This window comes from Streptomyces sp. NPDC059895 (genome assembly GCF_042731035.1).
GTDB lineage: Bacteria > Actinomycetota > Actinomycetes > Streptomycetales > Streptomycetaceae > Streptomyces.
The window spans coordinates 15172-32307 of sequence record NZ_JBHWKO010000065.1 but is presented as its reverse complement, the minus strand read 5'-3'; the positions used below and the strand labels follow the sequence as shown (position 1 = coordinate 32307).

The window sequence follows — 17136 nt, the reverse complement described above, 5'->3', positions numbered from 1 at the left end:
TACTTGAGGACCGCCCAGTTGGGCGGTCCTCAAGTACGTGCGGAGCGACCGGTGCGGCCGACGGGGACGGCCCGGCAGTCGCTTCCGCGGGCGTGGGCGCCGTCCCCGTGCCGAAGAGGCCCACGCCACAGACAACTACTACGTCAGGGTGCGGGACGCGGGGCCTGATTCGGCCCCGCCCGGTCCGTCGGAGGGGAAGACGGAGCGGAGGAAGTGCCCCACTTCGCTGTTGAAGCGTTCCGGGTCCTCCAGCATGGGGATGTGTCCTACGCCGGGCAGTTCGACCATGACCAGGTCGCGGATGCCTTTGCGGATGGCCGCCGCGTTCGCCTCGTTGACGCTCGGGTCCGACGCACCGTGAAGATGCAGGACCGGCGCGGTGATGCGGTCCAGCAGCGCGGTGATGTCGTGCTCGTTGTAGATGGCGAGGTCGGCGTGCATGACCTCGGGGGTCAGGTTCCGGGCGTTGTGCCACAGGCATTCGTTCAGGTTTGCGGTGGGCAACCGCCGGCCCAGGAGGCTGAAGCTGCCCGCTTCCAGGTAGTCCGCGACGTTGACCTGCGGATGGTTCATCACGTCGAGGAAGTCCGCACCGAGAGCGTCCTTGTAGTCGGCGTTTCCGTTGGTACTGACGACCGCGCTGACGGCGTCGGGCCTGAGCGCCGCGAACCGCAGGATCAGGCTGCCCGACATGGCGCAGCCGACCAGGACGGGACGGTCCAGCCCGAGCACGTCCGAGAAGGCTGCGAGGAAGTCGATCCACGCGTCCGCGCTGTCGAGCGGGGCGAGCGTCTCCAGATCGGGGTACGACTTGCCGTGACCGGGCATGTCCAGGGCTATTCCGCAGAACCCGATCGAGGCCAGGAACGGCAGGAGATGGCGGTACTCCCGGCTGTCGGCGCCTCCGGAGTGCAGGCACAGGACCGGCCGTCCGGTACCGGCCGACTCGTAGTAGGTCAGGATGCCTGCCACCTCGACATAGCATCCGGTCACCTCGGCGGACAGAGGTGAGGGCCGCTTGGGTGGCGCCGCGCCGGGAGCCGCCCCCGCGCTGCGGCGCATCGCCGTCCACAGCCGCTGGAGCGCGACCGCGTTGCCCGCCCGGTGGACGAAGTCGCCGCGCAGTCGCAGTCCGCCGATGGCCGGGTTCGTGGCCTCGCCCAGGTCCACTGCGTGCTGTAGTGCCTGTTTCCACTGGGCGCGTGTGCCGTGCAGTTCGATCGTGGCGTCGTCCGGCCGGCCGCCCGGCTGGATCTCGACGACGGTGCCGTGCTCGAAGCGGACCGTGATGCCGGCGGCCTCGTCGGACAGGTGCAGCGTGGTCGTCAAGGCGCGTGCTCTCCGTCGGAACGCGGCGTCCTGCCGTGCCGTGCGGACGGCCGCGTCGAGCCAGTCAGTGGTCAGGAGGGGGGCAGAGTGATCCATGGTGCACCGTCCTCCGGGTCAGTTCTCGGCGAGGAACTCGGCCAGGACCCGAGTGACCTCGGCGGGCTGGTCCAGGGTGCAGGCGTGTCCGGAGCCGCAGAGCGCGTGGAACCGCGCGTCCTTGATCGCCGATGCGACCGCCTGACCACAGCTGATCGGCATCTGGTCGTCGTCGCCGTGCACGACCAGGGTGGGCGCGGTCACGTGAGCCAGTTCCTCGGTCACAGGCGTCCGGGCGATGACGCCCATCATGGCGCAGGCGATGCCGTGGCGGTCGGCGCGGTCGATCCGGTCGAACCAGTCCTGGATCAGTGCCGCGTTCTCCGCTCGGCCGCGGAAGCTCCTGCCGAACGCCATGCGCGCCAGGGCCTCGCGGGCCGGTGCGGTACCGAACGCCCACAGCATCCCGGCCATTTTGGCGCTTTCGATGTCGACGTCGGGGGAGTCGCGCTCCGAGGACGTACTGAGAAGGCTCAGGCTGCGCACCAGGTCCGGGCGTCGTGCGGCCAGGCGCATGCCCACGAATCCGCCCATCGACAGGCCGACGTAGTGCACGGGGCCGGTGCCGAGTTCCGCGAGGAGCGCGATCACGTCCTCGGTGAGCGAGTCCATGTCGTAGCCGCTCTCCGCGCGCGGGGTGCCGCCCTGACCCCGCCAGTCGATCGTCACGCACCGGTAGCGCCGGGAGAGTGCCGTCACCTGCGGGTCGAACATCCAGCCGCCGAAGAGCAGACCGTGACCGAACACGACGGTCGGCGCCTCGGGGGCCTCGGAGGGAGTGCCCGTGTCGCGGTACGCGATGGCGGCTCCGTCACGACTGAAAGTCTGCATGTTCATCCTCATCGTCGTCGAAAGCGGTGAACGCGGATTGGCCGTGGGCGTCAGTGAGCGACAGGTGCGCCCTGAGGCGTCCGAACCTCCGGGTGCATTGCTATCGGCCGCAACCCGCGAGTTAACTGTATAGCCTTACATGTATGTAATCCTATATGATTAACCTCTCCATTGTGCCCCGACGGCTACCGCCGGGATGAGAAGGAGTGTCAATGACGACGAGCCGCCCCAGCGCCATGTTCCCCATCCTGATCGCGCGTTCCGATGACTCCGCTCCTGACGACCGGCGGGAGCGGAGCGAAGGGAGCGTCATCGACCGCCAGGGCAAGCCGATCGAGCGGCCCGACCTCACCCCCTCGCTCAATGCGCTGGAGGGCAACCCGAACCTGATGTTCGAGCACTGGGACGAGTTCTGGCGCAAGGTGCACGGCCCGCGGGTCGTGCACCGCGACACGGCGGAAGACAGCATGATCGAGGGCGTTTCGAACTACCACCAGATCCACCGTCTCGCCGGCGCCCCGTCCTCCGCCTTCCCCCCTCCCTACGAGCCGCTGGTGGACAGCACCGGCCTCCTGTACCCGCACGTCTGGGACAAGGTCCCGCCATACGTCCGGCCGGCCTACGACGGTCTCGTCTACTGGGCGGCTCCGACGACCGAGGCACTCATCCCCGTCGGGTACAGCCGACAGGCAGTGGAGAAGATCAACCACGAAGGGAACCTCTTCAACCGCGGGTCGGCGGGGTCACTGTCCGCCGAGTACGTGATCGTCCCCACTGAGGAGGCCGCCCTCCCACCGGTCTGCACCGTGAAGATCCACCACCGGAGGGCCGGCGAGCAGCACGAGCTGCAGGAACGTCTGCTCAGGTGGCACAGCGATGTCATCAAGGACGGTGAACTCGCGCGCCGGCTCGTGCGGCGCTTCGCATACATCTTCACCATCAACAAGAGCGCGGACGAACCCTTCTACAGCGAGCGGGGGGTGGAGGTCGACGCGATCTCGGTGACCTACTTCCGGAACATGGGCGACTGCGAGACGTACTACGGATCGGACGAGTACCGCGCCGTCGCGCAGCAGGAGGCCGAGTTCCTCGACACGGAGCGCAGCGAGTGGTGGACCGGCATCGTCTACCCGCTCATCGACGTGGTCTCGGAGGCGGCCACCGATCGGGACAGTCGTGTGCCGCGCAGCTGAGGATCGTTGCAAGGGGGAGCGAACGCGCCGGTGGCGTGGCCGAACCTGGGACTGACTGAGCCAGGCTCGGGCGGCAGACAGCGGCACTCGCGGTCAAGACTGGAAGGGCCCCGTCCGGGACCCCGGCCGCGGGCGGCACACATCCAGTCTCAGAAGCGAGGACCGCCGTGAACGACACTACCGCCGAGCGCAACATCGCCACCGCCAAGAAGCTGCTCGAAGACGCCATGCCCAACCTCGACTGGGACCTCATGCGCTCCCTGGTCACTTCCGACGCCCCGATCACTCGGGCTGGCTTCGCCGACATCTACGCCGCCACCGGCACAGACATCCCCCAGAGCGGCAACTACTTCGAATGGCTGGAGTCCGGCTGGAAGAAGCTTTCGGAGGGACTCAGCGACAAGACCTCCAAGGCCACGGACGTGGTCGCCGACGGCAACACCGTGCTGATGAAGTTCCACATGACCGCGCTGCACTCCGGCACCTTCGCGGGCGCCCCGGCCACGGGCAAGCGCGTGGAGTGGGACGAGATCACGGTGCTGCACTTCAACGACGAGGGCAAGATCACCGACATGTGGTACATGTGCCAGGAACTGGGCCTCGCCCGGCAGATCGGCTACACGCTGCAGCCGGCCTGAGCCTTCTGCTGGCCCTTGCCGCAAGGCACCGGCCCGGTGACCCATCCGTACGGGTTCCCGGGACCGGCTCGCTCCCCGGCGCGCCTCACACAGGCCCGCCCCCGACGCAGGAACAGAGGAAAGCACCGAAATGAGCACCATAGGTCTGATCGGCAGCGGCCTGATCGGCAGCACGGTCGCACGGCTGGCCGTCGCCGCAGGGCACGATGTCGTCCTGAGTAACAGCCGCAGCCCCGAGACCCTGTCTGACCTGGCCGCGGAACTGGGCCCGCAGGCCCGCGCCGCCACCCCGGCCGAGGCCGCGGAGGCCGGGGACATCGTGGTCGTGACGATCCCGCTGCACGCCTACCGCACGGTGCCGGTCGAACCGCTGCGCGGCAAGGTCGTCATCGACACGAACAACTACTACCCCGACCGGGATGGCCGCATCCCGGAACTGGACGCCGAGACCACCACGACCAGCGAGCTGCTCCAGGCCCACCTGCCGGCCTCGCACGTGGTCAAGGCGATGAACAACATCTTCTCCGTGCACCTGGGCAACCTCGCCCGGCCCGGTGGCGACCCGGAGCGTTCGGTGCTCGTGATCGCGGGCGACGACGCGCAGGCCAAGCAGACCGTGACCGCCTTCCTCGACTCGATCGGCTACGACGCGCTGGATGCCGGTCCGCTCGCCGAGGGCTGGCGTTTCCAGCGGGACACTGCGGCCTACAGCGACCCGTACTTCAGCGAGGGCCACAGCCTGGCCGCGACCACGGGACAGGGAGCGGATCCCGGGCCGGGGCGGGCTGTCACCGCGGACTCGATGCGCGCTGCCCTGGCGGCGGCCAAGCGCTACCGGGAGATGTGACTTCGAGACGCAGCGTCGTGGGCATCGCGTCGCAGCGGCCCGATGACCCCTGGTCCACCGGGCAACGCATCGCGGACCGGGAGGAGGGCCGGGAGCCGAGAGGTGCGTAGCCGGCGTAAGCCAGGGCCGACACGAAGCGCATGAGCCACCGGGGAGCTTCGCCAGCAGCACCAGCGCGGACACAGCGGTGAACGCGGCCACCGCCCAGAAGGCGGCCTGCCAGCCCGCGTGCTGGGCGAGGAGAGTACCGGCGGGAACTCCGACAATCATGGCGAGGCTCAGCCCTGAGATGACCACGGACATCGCCCGGCCTCGTTGGTCCGGCCGCACGAGGGACACGGCGGCTACCGCCGCGACGGATGCTCCGATGCCCCGGCTGCGCACCGAGCTGCGCTCGTTGCGGATGGGGCGGCTGTGGGTCGCGTACGCCACGACCGGGCTGACCGTCGCCGCCAACTTCGCGATCTTCTCCTACCTCGGTGCGCTCCTCGAAGACGTCACCGGCATCTCCACCGGGCTGGTTCCGGCCCTCCTGGCGTTGTACGGGCTCGGCGCGCTGGGCGGTCTGATGGCCGGCGGCCGCACCGCCGACCGGGCGCCGTTCACCACCCTGCTCGTCGGCACGGGCGGTGTGGCCGTCGCATCGGTGCTCGTCACCCTGGCCGCGGGCAGCGTCGGCGCGATGGTCGCGCTGGTCTTCGTACTGGGCCTGGCCGGGTTCCTCACCAACCCCGTAGTGAGCGCCCGGGCTTTCGGCATCCTTGGCGAGACCAGGACCCTGGGCGGCGCGGTGAACATCGCCGCTTTCAACGTCGGCATCACCCTCGCGCCCATTGTCTCCGGCCTGGTCATCGGTGCCGGCCTCGGCCTGGCCGCTACCGGTTGGGTGGCTGCTGCCTTCGCGCTGGCCGCCGCTGGCACCACTCTCTGGGACCGTCGGCTCACCCGCCGCCACCGGGCGACGACCGCGCCGAGCGCCCCCTCCTCGGAGACGGCCGGCTCCGGCGCGGCAGCGGTCCGCTGCGGTGAGAGCGCCGGAACGTAGGACTGGCTGGGCCAGGTTCACACGGGCACCGCCGCGTCCGGCGCGTCACACTTCGAGCATGGAACGAAACGCCGAACTGGGAGGCTTCCTGCGTGCTCGGCGCTCCCGGCTGCGCCCCGAGGACGCCGGGCTGCCCCCGGGCCCGGGGGCACGCCGCGTGCCCGGGCTGCGCCGTGAAGAGGTCGCCCGGCTCGCCGGGGTGAGCACCGACTACTACACCCGCCTCGAACAGGGCCGCCACCCGCGCGTCTCCCGCGCGGTCCTGGACGCCGTCGCGGACGCCCTGCGCCTGGACGACGTCGAACGCGGCCACCTGCACGACCTCGTGCGCGCCACCAGCGGCTCACACCGAAGCCGCGCCCAGAGCGCGCCGCACGTACCGCGTGTGCGGCCCGCCGTCCACCAGATGCTGGACGTGTTCGACGACGTCTCGCCGGTCCTGGTCGTCAACCACCGCCGCGACGTCCTGGCCAGCAATCACCTGGCCCGTGCCCTGCTCACCGACTTCGAGGCCCTGCCCCACCGGGAGCGCAACCTGGCCCGCTTCGTCCTGCTCGACCCGGCCGCCCGCGAGCTGTACCGCGACTGGGACACGGTCGCACGCAACTTCGTCCACCTGCTGCGCCTGACCTCCGGCAGTCACCCCGACGACCGACAGCTCAACGAGCTGATCGGCGAGCTGTGCGTGAAGGTCCCGGAGTTCGGCGCATGGTGGGACAGCCGACAGGTCCACCAGTGCACCCACGGCGACGAACACTTCCACCACCCGGTCGTCGGTGACCTCACCCTCCAGCACGAGAACCTCGTGCTGCCCGCCGACCCGGACCAGGAAATCTGCCTGTACACCGCCCAGCCCGGTACCTACGCGGCCGAGTCCCTGCGTCTGCTGGCCAGCTGGGCCTCTCCTACCAGCCCAAGCGGAAGCCCCACCGATGCCCGACACGACCGCAGCCGGTAGCGCCTTCATCGCGCACGCTGGTGCGCGGTGCTGTGCCCGTGCAGGTCCGGACGGTTCCCGGCCGAACCCGCTTCCAGCGGCGCCCCTCTCGATCAGCAGGTCCAGCTCAGCCTAGGTCCCACTAGGCCACCTTGGACCACGCATTCCCGCCCTGCACGCGCCACCCTGGAGTCATGGGTATGTACCACAACGCCGAACTGGGAGATTTCCTGCGCTCGCGCCGCTCCCGGCTGCGTCCCGAGGACGCCGGGCTGCCGCCGGGCGTGAGCGCGGGCACACGCAGGGTGCCGGGGCTGCGCCGCGAGGAGGTAGCCCTGCTGGCCGGGGTGAGCGCCGACTATTACACCCGTCTGGAACAGGGTCGCCACCCGCAGGTGTCCGAAGCCGTGCTGGATGCTGTCGCCCGCGCCCTGCGTCTGGACGATGTGGAGCGTGGTTACCTGCGCGACCTCACCCGCGCCACGAGCGGCTCACGCCGGGGCCGCGCCACCGACGCGACGCGCGCACCGCGCGTGCGGGCGGCCGTCCACCAAATGCTCGATGGGCTCGGCGACTTTTCGCCTGCCCTGGTCGTCAACCACCGCGGGGACGTACTGGCCGCGAACCGGCTGGCCCGCGCCCTGATCACCGACTTCGACGTGCTGGCACACCATGAGCGCAACCTGACCCGTTTCGTCCTGCTCGACCCGGCCGCCCGCAAGCTGTACCGCGATTGGGAGGACGTGGCGCAGGTCTTCGTCGCCAAACTGCGCCTCGCCGCAGGCAGTCATCCCGACGACCGACGGCTGAACGAGCTGGTCGGCGAGTTCTGCATCAGAGTGCCCGAGTCCGGCGCCTGGTGGGACAGCCACCGCGTGCAGCAGTGCGCCCACGGTGAGCAGCGATTCGCCCACCCCGTCGTCGGTGACCTCACCCTGCACCACGAGACCCTCGCCCTGCCCGCCGACGCGGACCAGGAGATCTGCCTCTACACCGCCGAACCCGGCAGCACTCACGCCGAGACCCTGCGCCTGCTCGCCAGCTGGACCGCCCCCACCACGGCCCCCACCGTCGCGGAAAGGACCTCTCCCGCCGATGACCACCCCGCCCCCCACCAGCACCCCTGACCCCGTCGACGCCCCCTCGACCCACTTGCGGCTGCTGTGGCCGGAGTGGCAGGGCGCCGGCGCCAATATGGTCGGCGAGCTCGTCCCCGAGTTCCCCCTCGATGCCGCCCGCCGCGGCTACACGATCGGCGCCAAGGTCCTTGAGGCCGTACTGCCGGAACACGACGGCCCGGCGGCCACCGTCCCCGTACCCCTGGACGGCTCCGGAGGTGAGGTCCACGACGGCATCGAGTCCAAGACCGTCCTGACCACGCAGCTCGCCGACGCCCTGGAGATCATCCGCGAGCACGACCCCGCCCGGATCACCACCCTGGGCGGCACCTGTACCGTCAGCGTCGCCCCGTTCACTTCGCTCGCCGCTCGCTATCCGGACGACCTCGCCGTCGTCTGGATCGACTCCCACCCCGACGTCGACACCGGCGCGACCGGCTACGACGGCTACCACGCCATGGCCGTCTCGATGATCACCGGACATGGCGACCCCGAGATGAGCCGCCTGCTCCCCGCCACCGTCCCGGCCTCCCGCCTCGCCCTGGTCGGCCTACACGAATGGGTCGAGGACGCCTACGCCCACGTCGGCGAGTGGGGCCTGACCGCCTTCAGCCCCGACGACCTGCGGATGAGCACCGGGCCGCTCCTCGACTGGTTCGCCTCGACCGGCTGCTCCCGCCTCGCGATCCACCTCGACGTCGACACCGTCGACGCGGCCGAAGGCCCGCTCGGCCTCGGCAAGGTGCAAGGCGGCCTCACCGGCGCCCAGGTGGGCCACATCGCCCGCGACCTCGACGCCACCGCGGACATCGTGGCCACCACGATCGCCGAGTTCTTCCCCCGCGACGTTCTGCACGTCCAGCAGGGTCCTCACCGGCTTCCCCCTCATCGGCCACTGACCGGCACAGGGCGCGCACCACCGGGACCGTACGCGACGCTCCCTCACCGCCTTGACCTGCCGCAGCCCGGCCCTTCCCACACACTTCAGGAGCACTCCCGTCATGAAGGCACTTGTCACCCGCCGCATCGGCACACCTCCCGATATGGCTGTTGAGGAACGCCCCCGCCCAGAACGCCGCCCAGGGCAGACCCTGGTGCGGATGCGGACCGCGACCATCAACCAGCTCGCCAACTTCCTGCGCACCGGAGGCTTCGGTAACCCGCCGCTGCCCATCGTGCTGGGCAACGAGGGAGCGGGCACCGTCGAGGAGAGCGACAGCCTGCCCACCGGCACCAGCGTCGCCGTCTACGGCCACGGCGACCTCGGCGTCACCACCGACGGCCTCTACCAGCAATGGGTCACCGTCCCTGACCACCGCCTGCTGCCCCTGCCCGACGCCCTCGACTTCGCCGAAGCCGCCGCCCTAACCGTCAACTACCTCACCGCCGACGCAGCCCTGACCAAGATCGGCGGCCTGCAAGCAGGGCAGAACCTGCTGGTCTCCGGCGCCACCGGCAGCCTCGGCCGGGCTCTGATGCAGACTGGCCGAGCACGAGGCGCCCGCACCATCGCCGTCGTCTCCACCGCCGACAAGGCCCGCCGTGCAAGGGAGGAAGGCGCCGACGCGGCCATCGACCTGTCCACCCAGGACCTGCCCACCGCCGTTGGCGACCTGACCGGCACAGCTGGCGCCGACCTGGCTGCGGACCCTGTCGGTGGCAAGGTCCTGGGCCAGCTCCTGCGCGCGGTGCGCCCGCGTGCCACCGTCGTCTCCCTCGGCTTCGCCGGCGGCATGCAGGCGGACATCGACGTCCCCAACCTCGTCGAGGGCGAGAAACACCTCACCGCCTACGCCCTGCACAGCGAGAGCGAGGAGAACACCACCCGGGGCCTCGCCGAAATCGGCAAACTCGCCGCCGACGGAACCTTGCGCCCCGTGATCGACAGCGTCCACCCCCTCCACGACTTCGAGACCGCCTTCACCCGCCTCACCTCCGGCCAGGCCATCGGCTCCGTGGTCATCGAACTCTGACCCGCAGAGCCCGAACTGGGCTCGTGGCCTTCGGGGCCGTTATGGCTCCTTGCCTCTGTTGTTGATGATCCGGGGGTGCTGTGCCGCCGGTTCCAGTGGCGGAGTTGCCCCGTGCTGCCACTCGTAGCGCCACCTTCGCTTTCAGCAGGTAGCGGTGGCGCTGCGTGGCGGGCGCCGACTCAGCGGGTCCGGTTCGGGTGCGGCTGGGTCGGCAGCGCCCGGACGGGGAAGTCGGGCCGGGAGTCGACGGCATCGTCCACGGCGTGCACCGGCACATCTTCCCGCCGGACGAACCTGTCCAGATCATCGCGGTGGAGGACATCGCCGAATTCGCCGCACTGGCTTTCGACCAGCCGGACCGATTCGCGGGGCGAAGTCTGGAGCTGGCCGGGGACGCCCCTACCCCGGCCGAGGCAGTTGCCGCAATCAGCGAGGCCACTGGTGCCACGGTGCGCTACGAGCAGATCACCCACGCCGAGGCCGCCGCACTCAACCCCGAGATCGCCCAGGTCCGGGAGCGCTGGGCAGCCGGATCGCGCCGGCACGCCGACATCGAGGCGCTGCACATCATCCACCCCGGCCTGCGTACACTCGCGGACTGGCTCGCCGAATCCGGCGCAGCCCTGTTGTGGAAGCGACTCCTCGAAACCGCCTAGCTAGCTACTAGCCCAGTTGTTGGTCGTGATCTTACTGGTCGAGGCCGGTGCGGACATGGGTGCGGCACACCACGTCGGCTGGGTCACCGGGGACGAGGTATACGGCGGCAACCCGAAACTCCGTACAGCTCTTGAGGAGCGCGGCGTCGGCCACGCCCTCGCGGTGGCCTGCTCGGCCGAAGTGCCCACGCAGGCACGTTCCGAGCCGATGCCCTGGTGAAGAAGGTACCCAAGCGCGCCTGGCAGAAGCTCTCGGCCGGACGCGGCGCGAAGGGGCAGCGGCTCTACGACTGGGCCGTCATCGACCTCGCCGACCCGTCGCCCGGCCGCCACCAGTTGCTGATCAGGACGTAGGCCGCTACTGACCAGCAACGATCACCGACAGCAACATCGTCGGGCCTGACATCATTCCTGACAACTACCACGTTGGACTCCGGTGGACTTCGGCGATCCCACACGACCTACAAACCGCGACAAGTCACGCATCAGAGCAGGTCATGCCGAAGATCATCAGAGATGAGGATCTTCATGGTGCGTCACGTTACGTGATGAGCGGGCCCGCGCCCCACCCCCCGGAACACGACCCCCGTGTCGGCATGTGACGCTCTCCTTCGACCGCCGCCTGAGGCGGCCGGCGGGCGGGAGGTGCCGGAAGGGAAGTGGCCGGCCCGGTCACGCCGTCCGGCCGGCCACGATCCACTTCGACGGCAGCGCGATCCGGGTTCCGTCGGGCCAGAACTCGGTGGTGGTGAGGGGGAGGTCCCCGGCGGCGAGGACGGTGAGTCCCGCGGCGCCCAGATAGACGGGCACCGCGTCGTCGGCGACCTCGCCGGGGGCGATGCCGTGCCGCAGGACCGGCTCCAGCTTCGGGGGCGGCCCGTCGGGGCCCTCGGCCAGACCTCCGAGGACCGGGCGGGCCGCCTCCGCCAGCTCGACGAGGAAGGCCCGGCCGCGGCCGCCGAGGAGTGTGGCGATGCCGTCCACCAGCGGCTGCCGGTCGTCGGGCTCGCACTGGTGCAGGACGCCTCTCATGTAGACGTTGATGTCGCCGAGTTCGGCGTGCAGCGCCTCGGCGGCACCCTGCTCGGCCGCGTCCAGCAGCCGGTACGTCGCCTGCCCGGCGGGGTCGGCGCGGCGGGCGTGGTCCAGGGCCGCGGCGGCCAGGTCGGCGCCGACGACCTGCGGGAAGCGGTCGGCGAGGAAGCGGGTCTGGGTGCCGTTGCCGCAGCCCAGGTCGATCAGCGGCAGGCCGGGGTCGACGAGCCGGGGCTCGAAGTAGGCGAGGTGGTGGGCGGCGGTCACCGCCGGGTCGGCGTCCCAGAACACCCCGCCCGCCTCCCCGGGGGCCTCGCGCCAGAAGCCCTCCCAGGCCTCCCGGTACCGACACGTCACGCTCATGCCCAACTCCCCTGGGTGCGAGGCCGATCCGCCGTAGTGACGGGCCAGTACGGTGTATCGCTCCCCGGGGATGCGGACAAGCGCGCCGCGCGGTCCGTCCCGCCTCACCCCTGCCTCACCCGGCCCGCTCCGGTGGGCGCCCGACGCCCCCGTGCGTTCGAAGACCTCCGGCCGGCGTCAGCGCCTGGGCAGGGTCAGCTCGAACCGGACCGACTTGCCGTCGGCCGTGCGGCTGGTGCCCCACTCGCGGGCCAGCGTGCTCACCACGCGCAGCCCCCACCCCGCCTCGTCGCCGGGCCCGGCGCTCAGCAGGGTCGGCAGCTCGTGGTCGTCGTCGTCCACCTCGCACAGCAGGGTGTCCCCGCGGACGAGCCGCAGGGCGACGGGCCGGCCGTGGGAGTGCCGCAGGGCGTTGGTGACCAGCTCGCTGACCATCAGCTCGGCGGCGTACGCGAGGCCGGGCAGCCCCCAGTCGTGGAGCTGCTCGCGGACCACCGCGCGGGCCCGGGCGGCCTCGCGCGGGTCCGGGGGGAAGGTCCACTCGGCGACGTCGCCGGGAGCGATGCCGTTGAGGCGTGCCATGAGCAGGGCCACGTCGTCCTTGCGGCCGCCCCGCGGGTTGAGGGCGCGGATGATGGTGTCGCAGGCGTCGTCCATGGAGGCGGCCGGATGCGCGGCGGACTCGCACAGGGCCGCCAGGCGCACGCCGATGTCCTCGCCGCGCACCTCGACCAGGCCGTCGGTGCACATCACGAGCCGGTCGCCGGCCTCCACCCGGACGCGGACCGCCTCGAAGGGCACGCCGCCGACGCCGATCGGCGCGCCCGTGGGCAGGTCGAGCAGTTCACCGCGGCCGTCGCCGGCCCGGACCAGCACCGGGGGGATGTGGCCCGCGTTGGCGAGGTGGAGTTCGCCCGCGGTCGGGTCGTAGACGGCGTACAGACAGGTCGCGAGGTAGGTGTCGCCGAGCCGCTGGGCGAGGTCGTCGAGGTTGCGCAGGAGCTGGGCGGGCGGCAGGTCGAGGGCGGCCATGGTCTGCACCGCCGTACGCAACTGGCCCATCATGGCGGCGGAGTCCAGGCCGTGCCCCATGACGTCGCCGACGACGAGGGCGGTGCGGGCGCCGGGCAGTTCGACCGAGTCGAACCAGTCGCCGCCGACCCGTCCGAGCAGCGTGCCCGGCAGATGGCGGGTGGCGATGTCGCAGCCCGTCCTGCGCGGCGGGATGCGCGGCGGGATGCGCGGCGGGATGCGCGGCAGCATGCTGTCCTGGAGGGCCTCGGCGACGCTCTCCTGGTAGGTGTACATCCGGGTGTTGTCGAGCACGAGGCCCGCGCGGGCGGCGTGTTCGGCGCCGGTGACCCGGTCCATGTCGTCGAACTCGGGGCGCTCGGGGTGCCGCAGCAGGATCATGAAGCCGAGGACGACGTCGCGGGCCTTGAGCGGGACGACGAGCAGGGAGCGGCCGGTGATCAGGGGCCGGATGTCGCGCTTGTCGAACCGCGAGGCGATGACGTGGCCCGTCCGCTCGCTGACGCGCGGTACGAGGACCGGCTCGCCCGTGGTCATGCACTGGAAGAACGGGGTGTGCGCCGGGAAGGGCATGGCCTCGCCGACGGGGATCACGTCGTCCCAGCGGCCGGGTTCGTCGGTGTGCTCCCGGCGACCCGGTGCCACAGGGTGGTGGTGTCCGGCGCCCCCTCGGGGAAGCCCTCGCCGGCGACGACCTGTTCCCGCAGACAGGTGCCGGCGACATCGGTGAAGCGGGGGACGAGCGCTCTGCTGACCTCGGCGATCGTGCGGGAGAGGTCGAGGGAGGTGCCTATTCGCCCGCTGACCTCGTTGAGGAACTCCAGGCGTTCGCGGACGGCCGCGTGCTCGAGGTCCTCGCCCTCGTCGTCGGGGTCCTCCGGTGCGGACAGGCCCTCGGCTGCGGTGCGGGCGGCGCGCTCGCGGCGGGCCCTGCGCTCGGCGCGCCGGGCCACACCCCGGTCGGGGGTGACGGGCACCCGGTCGTTCTGGCTGAACTCCAGGACGGGATAGCCGAGTTCGAGGACCTGGCCGGCGATGCGGGCGCTCTCGCCGACGCTCATGCTGGGCAGGATCTCGGGGAGCCGGCGGGCGAGGTCGGCGGCGCCGGGGAAGTCGGTGTGCAGGGCGAAGCCGGGTGCGATGCGCTCGACGAGCGGGCCGTCCGCCTGTTCCCGGTGGTACAGGGCCCGGGCGTCGGCCGCCAGCACGAGCAGCCGCTCCCGGCCCGGTCCGACGAGCGGGTACGCCCACCACAGCACGTCGACGCGGTCCGTGCCCCACCCTGCGGGCGGGGGACCCCCCGTCCCGCTTCTTCGCTCGGGCACCGTCAGCCGGGCCCGTCCCGCGGCCGGGTAGCCGAATCCGCCGTCGAGGGAGTCACCCAGCCCCGGGCCGGATCCGTCGGCGGCCGTGTCCTCCCCGTACGGGAAGTCCTCGTCCGCCTCGGGGAGGGCGCCGGAGACGGGCAGGAGGTCGATCGCGTCCTGGCCGATCGCCTCGTCCTCGGGGACGCCGAAGAGCCGGCGGGCGCCGCTGCTCCAGTGGGAGACGAGGCCGTCGCGGTCGACCACGACCACGGCGAGCGGGACGCGTCCGGCGTCGGCGGGACCGGCCGCCGTACCGGAGTCGGCTCCGCGGCTGGGAGGCGTGCCCCTGTCGGTGCCACGGTCCATGGCCCAGACCTCTCTCCCCAGAGCTGTGCAAGATCCGTCCCCGCAGCCACCACCGTACGGCGCACGCCGCCGGGCATGGGGGGCAATCCTGGAATTGGTTTCACCGCGGGGATGACGGGTATAGAAGGGCGCCCCGAACCGGCGGGAGGGCCCTACGGCCGTGGCGGCAGGGCCCGACGGCCGTGGCGGCAGGGCCCGACGGCCGTGGCGCGCCGGGCCCTTGACCGAGGGGGACTACTTCTCGACCTCGGCGGCGAGGTTGGCGAGGAGCACGTCGTAGATCCGGCCGAGGCCCTTGGGAGCGAAGGTCCTCTCGAAGAAGCCGCCGATGCCGCCGGCGCCGGTCCAGGTGGTGGTGACGACCACGCGGGACTTGCCCTCGCCGGCCGGGGTGACGCGCCAGACGGTGACCATCGAGGAGTTGCGGTCCTTCTCGACGAGCTCGCCGTCGGTGGGCTCGGTGACCTCCAGGAGGCAGTCGCGGACACGCTTGCTGGTGGCCTGGAGCTTCCAGTGGACGAGGGTGCCCTCACCGTCGCCGCCCTCGCGCACCTCGTACTCGCTGAAGTGCTCGGGCAGCAGGTTCGCGCGCGTACCGCTGTAGTCCGCGAGCGTGTCGAACACCGTCTCCGGGTCCGCCGCGACGACCCGCTCTGTGGTGGCTTCGACCTGCGCCATTGCTGTTCCTCCAGGTCCGTGGTGCTCAAGGTTCCTCGGGTGTGGGGGCAAGCCAACCACCCCGGGTCCCGGCCGCCCAAATCGGGGTTGCGCAAGCGGTCGCGGGACGGCCGGAAAGGACCGCCGCACGATCACCCGTCAGGTCCACGGACTGGCCGGGGAGTACGGCATCGGCCCCACGCGCGCGGGCACGCCCCGCGGGATCCGGCCGCCGGGACCGGCGGAGCGGCCCGCCGGGACCGGGCGGACCCGACTCAGCCTGATCCGAGCGCGTCCGAGGGCATCCCACGACGCAATCGGGTCAAGAATCAGCAGAACGGGTTCTTACGGGCGCTCTTTCCGGGACGATGCGCCAAGGGCCGTGACCACCGCGGTCCGTCGACCTCCTCCGTCCTGGGAGGACTTCTTGACTCCCTCCCCCGCCTGAAGGCGGGGGATTCCAGCGGTCGCCCGCTGGGGTTCCTGCTTCATCGACGACCGCCCCGTCCGGGAGGACTCCCGTTGAGGTCTTACACCGCCTCCACAGGCAGACGCCGCCAGCCCGGCGGCCAGGATGTTGCGTGCCGCGTTCACGTCGCGGTCATGCACCGCGCCGCAGGCGCACGTCCACTCGCGGACGTTCAACGGCAGCTTCTCGCGGACCGTGCCGCAGGTTCCGCACAGCTTGGAGCCGGGGAACCAGCGGTCGACCACGACGAGTTCGCGCCCGTACCAGGCGCACTTGTACTCCAGCATGGAGCGGAGTTCCGTCCACGACGCGTCGGAGACGGCGCGCGCGAGCTTGCCGTTCTTCAGCAGGTTGCGGACGGTGAGGTCCTCGATCACGACCGTTTGGTTCTCACGGACGAGTCGAGTCGACAGCTTGTGGAGGAAGTCGCGGCGCCGGTCGGTGATCCGGGCGTGGACGCGGGCGGCCCTGCGGCGGGCTTTCTCCCGGTTCGCCGAGCCCTTCGCCTTGCGCGACAGCTCCCGCTGAGCCTTCACCAGTCGGGCGCGGTCACGGCGCTCGTGCTTGGGGTTGGTGACCTTCTCCCCGGTGGACAGGGTCACGAGGGAGGTGATCCCGGCGTCGATGCCGACGGCCGCCGTGGTGGCGGGCGCGGGGGTGATGGTGTCCTCGCACAGCAGGGACACGAACCAGCGGCCCGCACGGTCGCGGGACACGGTCACCGTCGTCGGCTCCGCCCCTTCGGGAAGGGGACGGGACCAGCGGATGTCCAGGGGCTCCGCCGTCTTCGCCAGCGTGAGCCGCCCGTCACGCCACTTGAAGGCGCTGCGGGTGTACTCGGCCGACGCGCGGGACTTCTTCCGCGACTTGTACCGCGGGTACTTCGACCGCTTGGCGAAGAAGTTCCCGAACGCCGTCTGGAGATGGCGAAGCGCCTGCTGGAGCGGGACGGAGGACACCTCGTTGAGGAAGGCCAGTTCCTCGGTCTTCTTCCACTTCGTCAGCGCGGCGGACGACTGCACGTAGGAGACACGACGCCGCTCGCCGTACCGAGCCCGCGTGCGCTCCTCCAGCGCCTTGTTGTAGACGAGGCGGACGCAGCCGAACGTGCGGGACAGCTCGGCCGCCTGCTCGTCCGTGGGATGAAAGCGGTACTTGAAAGCCCGCTTGACCTGCTGCTTCACGCCTCACGCTCTATCAGTTTCCATGTGAGCGGCGGGGTCTGCCGTGGTCGCAGACGCCGA

14 protein-coding genes and 3 pseudogenes are annotated in these 17136 nt (G+C 71.0%); 10 read left to right on the top strand and 7 right to left on the bottom strand.

The window, feature by feature from the left end:
- Nucleotides 1–138 precede the first annotated feature (138 nt).
- Both ACFV9M_RS38485 and ACFV9M_RS38480 read right to left on the bottom strand, forming a co-directional pair.
- Nucleotides 139–1329 carry an alpha/beta fold hydrolase gene (locus ACFV9M_RS38485; RefSeq protein WP_385076228.1) on the bottom strand — a complete coding sequence of 397 codons (1191 nt, stop codon included), beginning with the start codon at nt 1327–1329 and terminating at the stop codon, nt 139–141.
- 114 nt (nt 1330–1443) lie between these two features.
- Nucleotides 1444–2256 (bottom strand): alpha/beta fold hydrolase, encoded by an 813-nt coding sequence (locus ACFV9M_RS38480; RefSeq protein ID WP_385076225.1) that lies wholly within the window; start codon nt 2254–2256, stop codon nt 1444–1446.
- A 212-nt stretch (nt 2257–2468) separates the two neighbouring features.
- Between ACFV9M_RS38480 and ACFV9M_RS38475 the strand changes: the two genes are divergently transcribed.
- From ACFV9M_RS38475 to ACFV9M_RS38465, 3 genes are all read left to right on the top strand, one after another.
- Entirely contained in the window at nt 2469–3449 is a 981-nt protein-coding gene (locus ACFV9M_RS38475) for a hypothetical protein (protein WP_385076223.1), read from the top strand.
- A gap of 167 nt (nt 3450–3616) precedes the next feature.
- Nucleotides 3617–4087 (top strand): ester cyclase, encoded by a 471-nt coding sequence (locus ACFV9M_RS38470; RefSeq protein WP_385076220.1) that lies wholly within the window; start codon nt 3617–3619, stop codon nt 4085–4087.
- A 43-nt stretch (nt 4088–4130) separates the two neighbouring features.
- Nucleotides 4131–4934, top strand: a complete 804-nt coding sequence (locus tag ACFV9M_RS38465) for an NADPH-dependent F420 reductase (RefSeq protein ID WP_385076235.1) — start codon at nt 4131–4133, stop codon at nt 4932–4934.
- 222 nt (nt 4935–5156) lie between these two features.
- On the opposite strand, the pseudogene ACFV9M_RS38460 reads toward ACFV9M_RS38465, so the two are convergent.
- A pseudogene (locus tag ACFV9M_RS38460) lies at nt 5157–5264 on the bottom strand (hypothetical protein); the annotation flags it as partial.
- A gap of 37 nt (nt 5265–5301) precedes the next feature.
- Between ACFV9M_RS38460 and ACFV9M_RS38455 the strand changes: the two are divergent.
- The 7 genes and pseudogenes from ACFV9M_RS38455 to ACFV9M_RS38425 form a co-directional block, all read left to right on the top strand.
- Nucleotides 5302–5979 carry an MFS transporter gene (locus ACFV9M_RS38455; protein ID WP_385076217.1) on the top strand — a complete coding sequence of 226 codons (678 nt, stop codon included), beginning with the start codon at nt 5302–5304 and terminating at the stop codon, nt 5977–5979.
- A 58-nt stretch (nt 5980–6037) separates the two neighbouring features.
- Complete coding sequence (locus tag ACFV9M_RS38450; RefSeq protein ID WP_385076214.1) at nt 6038–6937, top strand: helix-turn-helix transcriptional regulator; 900 nt, start codon at nt 6038–6040, stop codon at nt 6935–6937.
- Nucleotides 6938–7110: 173 nt separating this feature from the next.
- On the top strand, nt 7111–8043 hold the full coding sequence (locus tag ACFV9M_RS38445; RefSeq protein ID WP_385076211.1) for a helix-turn-helix transcriptional regulator: 933 nt from the start codon (nt 7111–7113) through the stop codon (nt 8041–8043).
- Entirely contained in the window at nt 8012–9088 is a 1077-nt protein-coding gene (locus ACFV9M_RS38440; protein ID WP_385076208.1) for an arginase family protein, read from the top strand. Before ACFV9M_RS38445 ends, ACFV9M_RS38440 begins: the two co-directional genes overlap by 32 nt.
- Nucleotides 9036–10007, top strand: a complete 972-nt coding sequence (locus tag ACFV9M_RS38435; protein WP_385076206.1) for a zinc-binding alcohol dehydrogenase family protein — start codon at nt 9036–9038, stop codon at nt 10005–10007. Before ACFV9M_RS38440 ends, ACFV9M_RS38435 begins: the two co-directional genes overlap by 53 nt.
- A 263-nt stretch (nt 10008–10270) precedes the next feature.
- Entirely contained in the window at nt 10271–10663 is a 393-nt protein-coding gene (locus tag ACFV9M_RS38430; RefSeq protein WP_385076203.1) for an NmrA family NAD(P)-binding protein, read from the top strand.
- Nucleotides 10664–10730: 67 nt separating this feature from the next.
- Nucleotides 10731–11011, top strand: a pseudogene (locus ACFV9M_RS38425) (IS701 family transposase); the annotation flags it as partial.
- Between the two features lie 324 nt (nt 11012–11335).
- Here ACFV9M_RS38425 and ACFV9M_RS38420 read toward each other — a convergent pair.
- The 4 genes and pseudogenes from ACFV9M_RS38420 to ACFV9M_RS38405 all read right to left on the bottom strand — a co-directional run bounded on the left by ACFV9M_RS38420 (nt 11336) and on the right by ACFV9M_RS38405 (nt 17076).
- Nucleotides 11336–12061, bottom strand: a complete 726-nt coding sequence (locus ACFV9M_RS38420) for a methyltransferase domain-containing protein (RefSeq protein WP_385076201.1) — start codon at nt 12059–12061, stop codon at nt 11336–11338.
- 177 nt (nt 12062–12238) lie between these two features.
- Nucleotides 12239–14766, bottom strand: a pseudogene (locus ACFV9M_RS38415) (SpoIIE family protein phosphatase).
- A 234-nt stretch (nt 14767–15000) separates the two neighbouring features.
- Nucleotides 15001–15444 (bottom strand): SRPBCC family protein, encoded by a 444-nt coding sequence (locus tag ACFV9M_RS38410; protein WP_385076198.1) that lies wholly within the window; start codon nt 15442–15444, stop codon nt 15001–15003.
- Between the two features lie 324 nt (nt 15445–15768).
- Nucleotides 15769–17076 (bottom strand): RNA-guided endonuclease InsQ/TnpB family protein, encoded by a 1308-nt coding sequence (locus tag ACFV9M_RS38405; protein ID WP_385076197.1) that lies wholly within the window; start codon nt 17074–17076, stop codon nt 15769–15771.
- Nucleotides 17077–17136 lie beyond the last annotated feature (60 nt).

Bases quoted from the DNA above. Each gene is read 5' to 3' on its own strand.
- ACFV9M_RS38420 (WP_385076201.1), bottom strand. From the start codon at position 12,061: ATGAGCGTGACGTGTCGGTACCGGGAGGCCTGGGAGGGCTTCTGGCGC.
- ACFV9M_RS38480 (WP_385076225.1), bottom strand. From the start codon at position 2,256: ATGCAGACTTTCAGTCGTGACGGAGCCGCCATCGCGTACCGCGACACG.
- ACFV9M_RS38435 (WP_385076206.1), top strand. From the start codon at position 9,036: ATGAAGGCACTTGTCACCCGCCGCATCGGCACACCTCCCGATATGGCT.
- ACFV9M_RS38440 (WP_385076208.1), top strand. From the start codon at position 8,012: ATGACCACCCCGCCCCCCACCAGCACCCCTGACCCCGTCGACGCCCCC.
- ACFV9M_RS38445 (WP_385076211.1), top strand. From the start codon at position 7,111: ATGGGTATGTACCACAACGCCGAACTGGGAGATTTCCTGCGCTCGCGC.
- ACFV9M_RS38450 (WP_385076214.1), top strand. From the start codon at position 6,038: ATGGAACGAAACGCCGAACTGGGAGGCTTCCTGCGTGCTCGGCGCTCC.
- ACFV9M_RS38455 (WP_385076217.1), top strand. From the start codon at position 5,302: ATGCCCCGGCTGCGCACCGAGCTGCGCTCGTTGCGGATGGGGCGGCTG.
- ACFV9M_RS38410 (WP_385076198.1), bottom strand. From the start codon at position 15,444: ATGGCGCAGGTCGAAGCCACCACAGAGCGGGTCGTCGCGGCGGACCCG.
- ACFV9M_RS38475 (WP_385076223.1), top strand. From the start codon at position 2,469: ATGACGACGAGCCGCCCCAGCGCCATGTTCCCCATCCTGATCGCGCGT.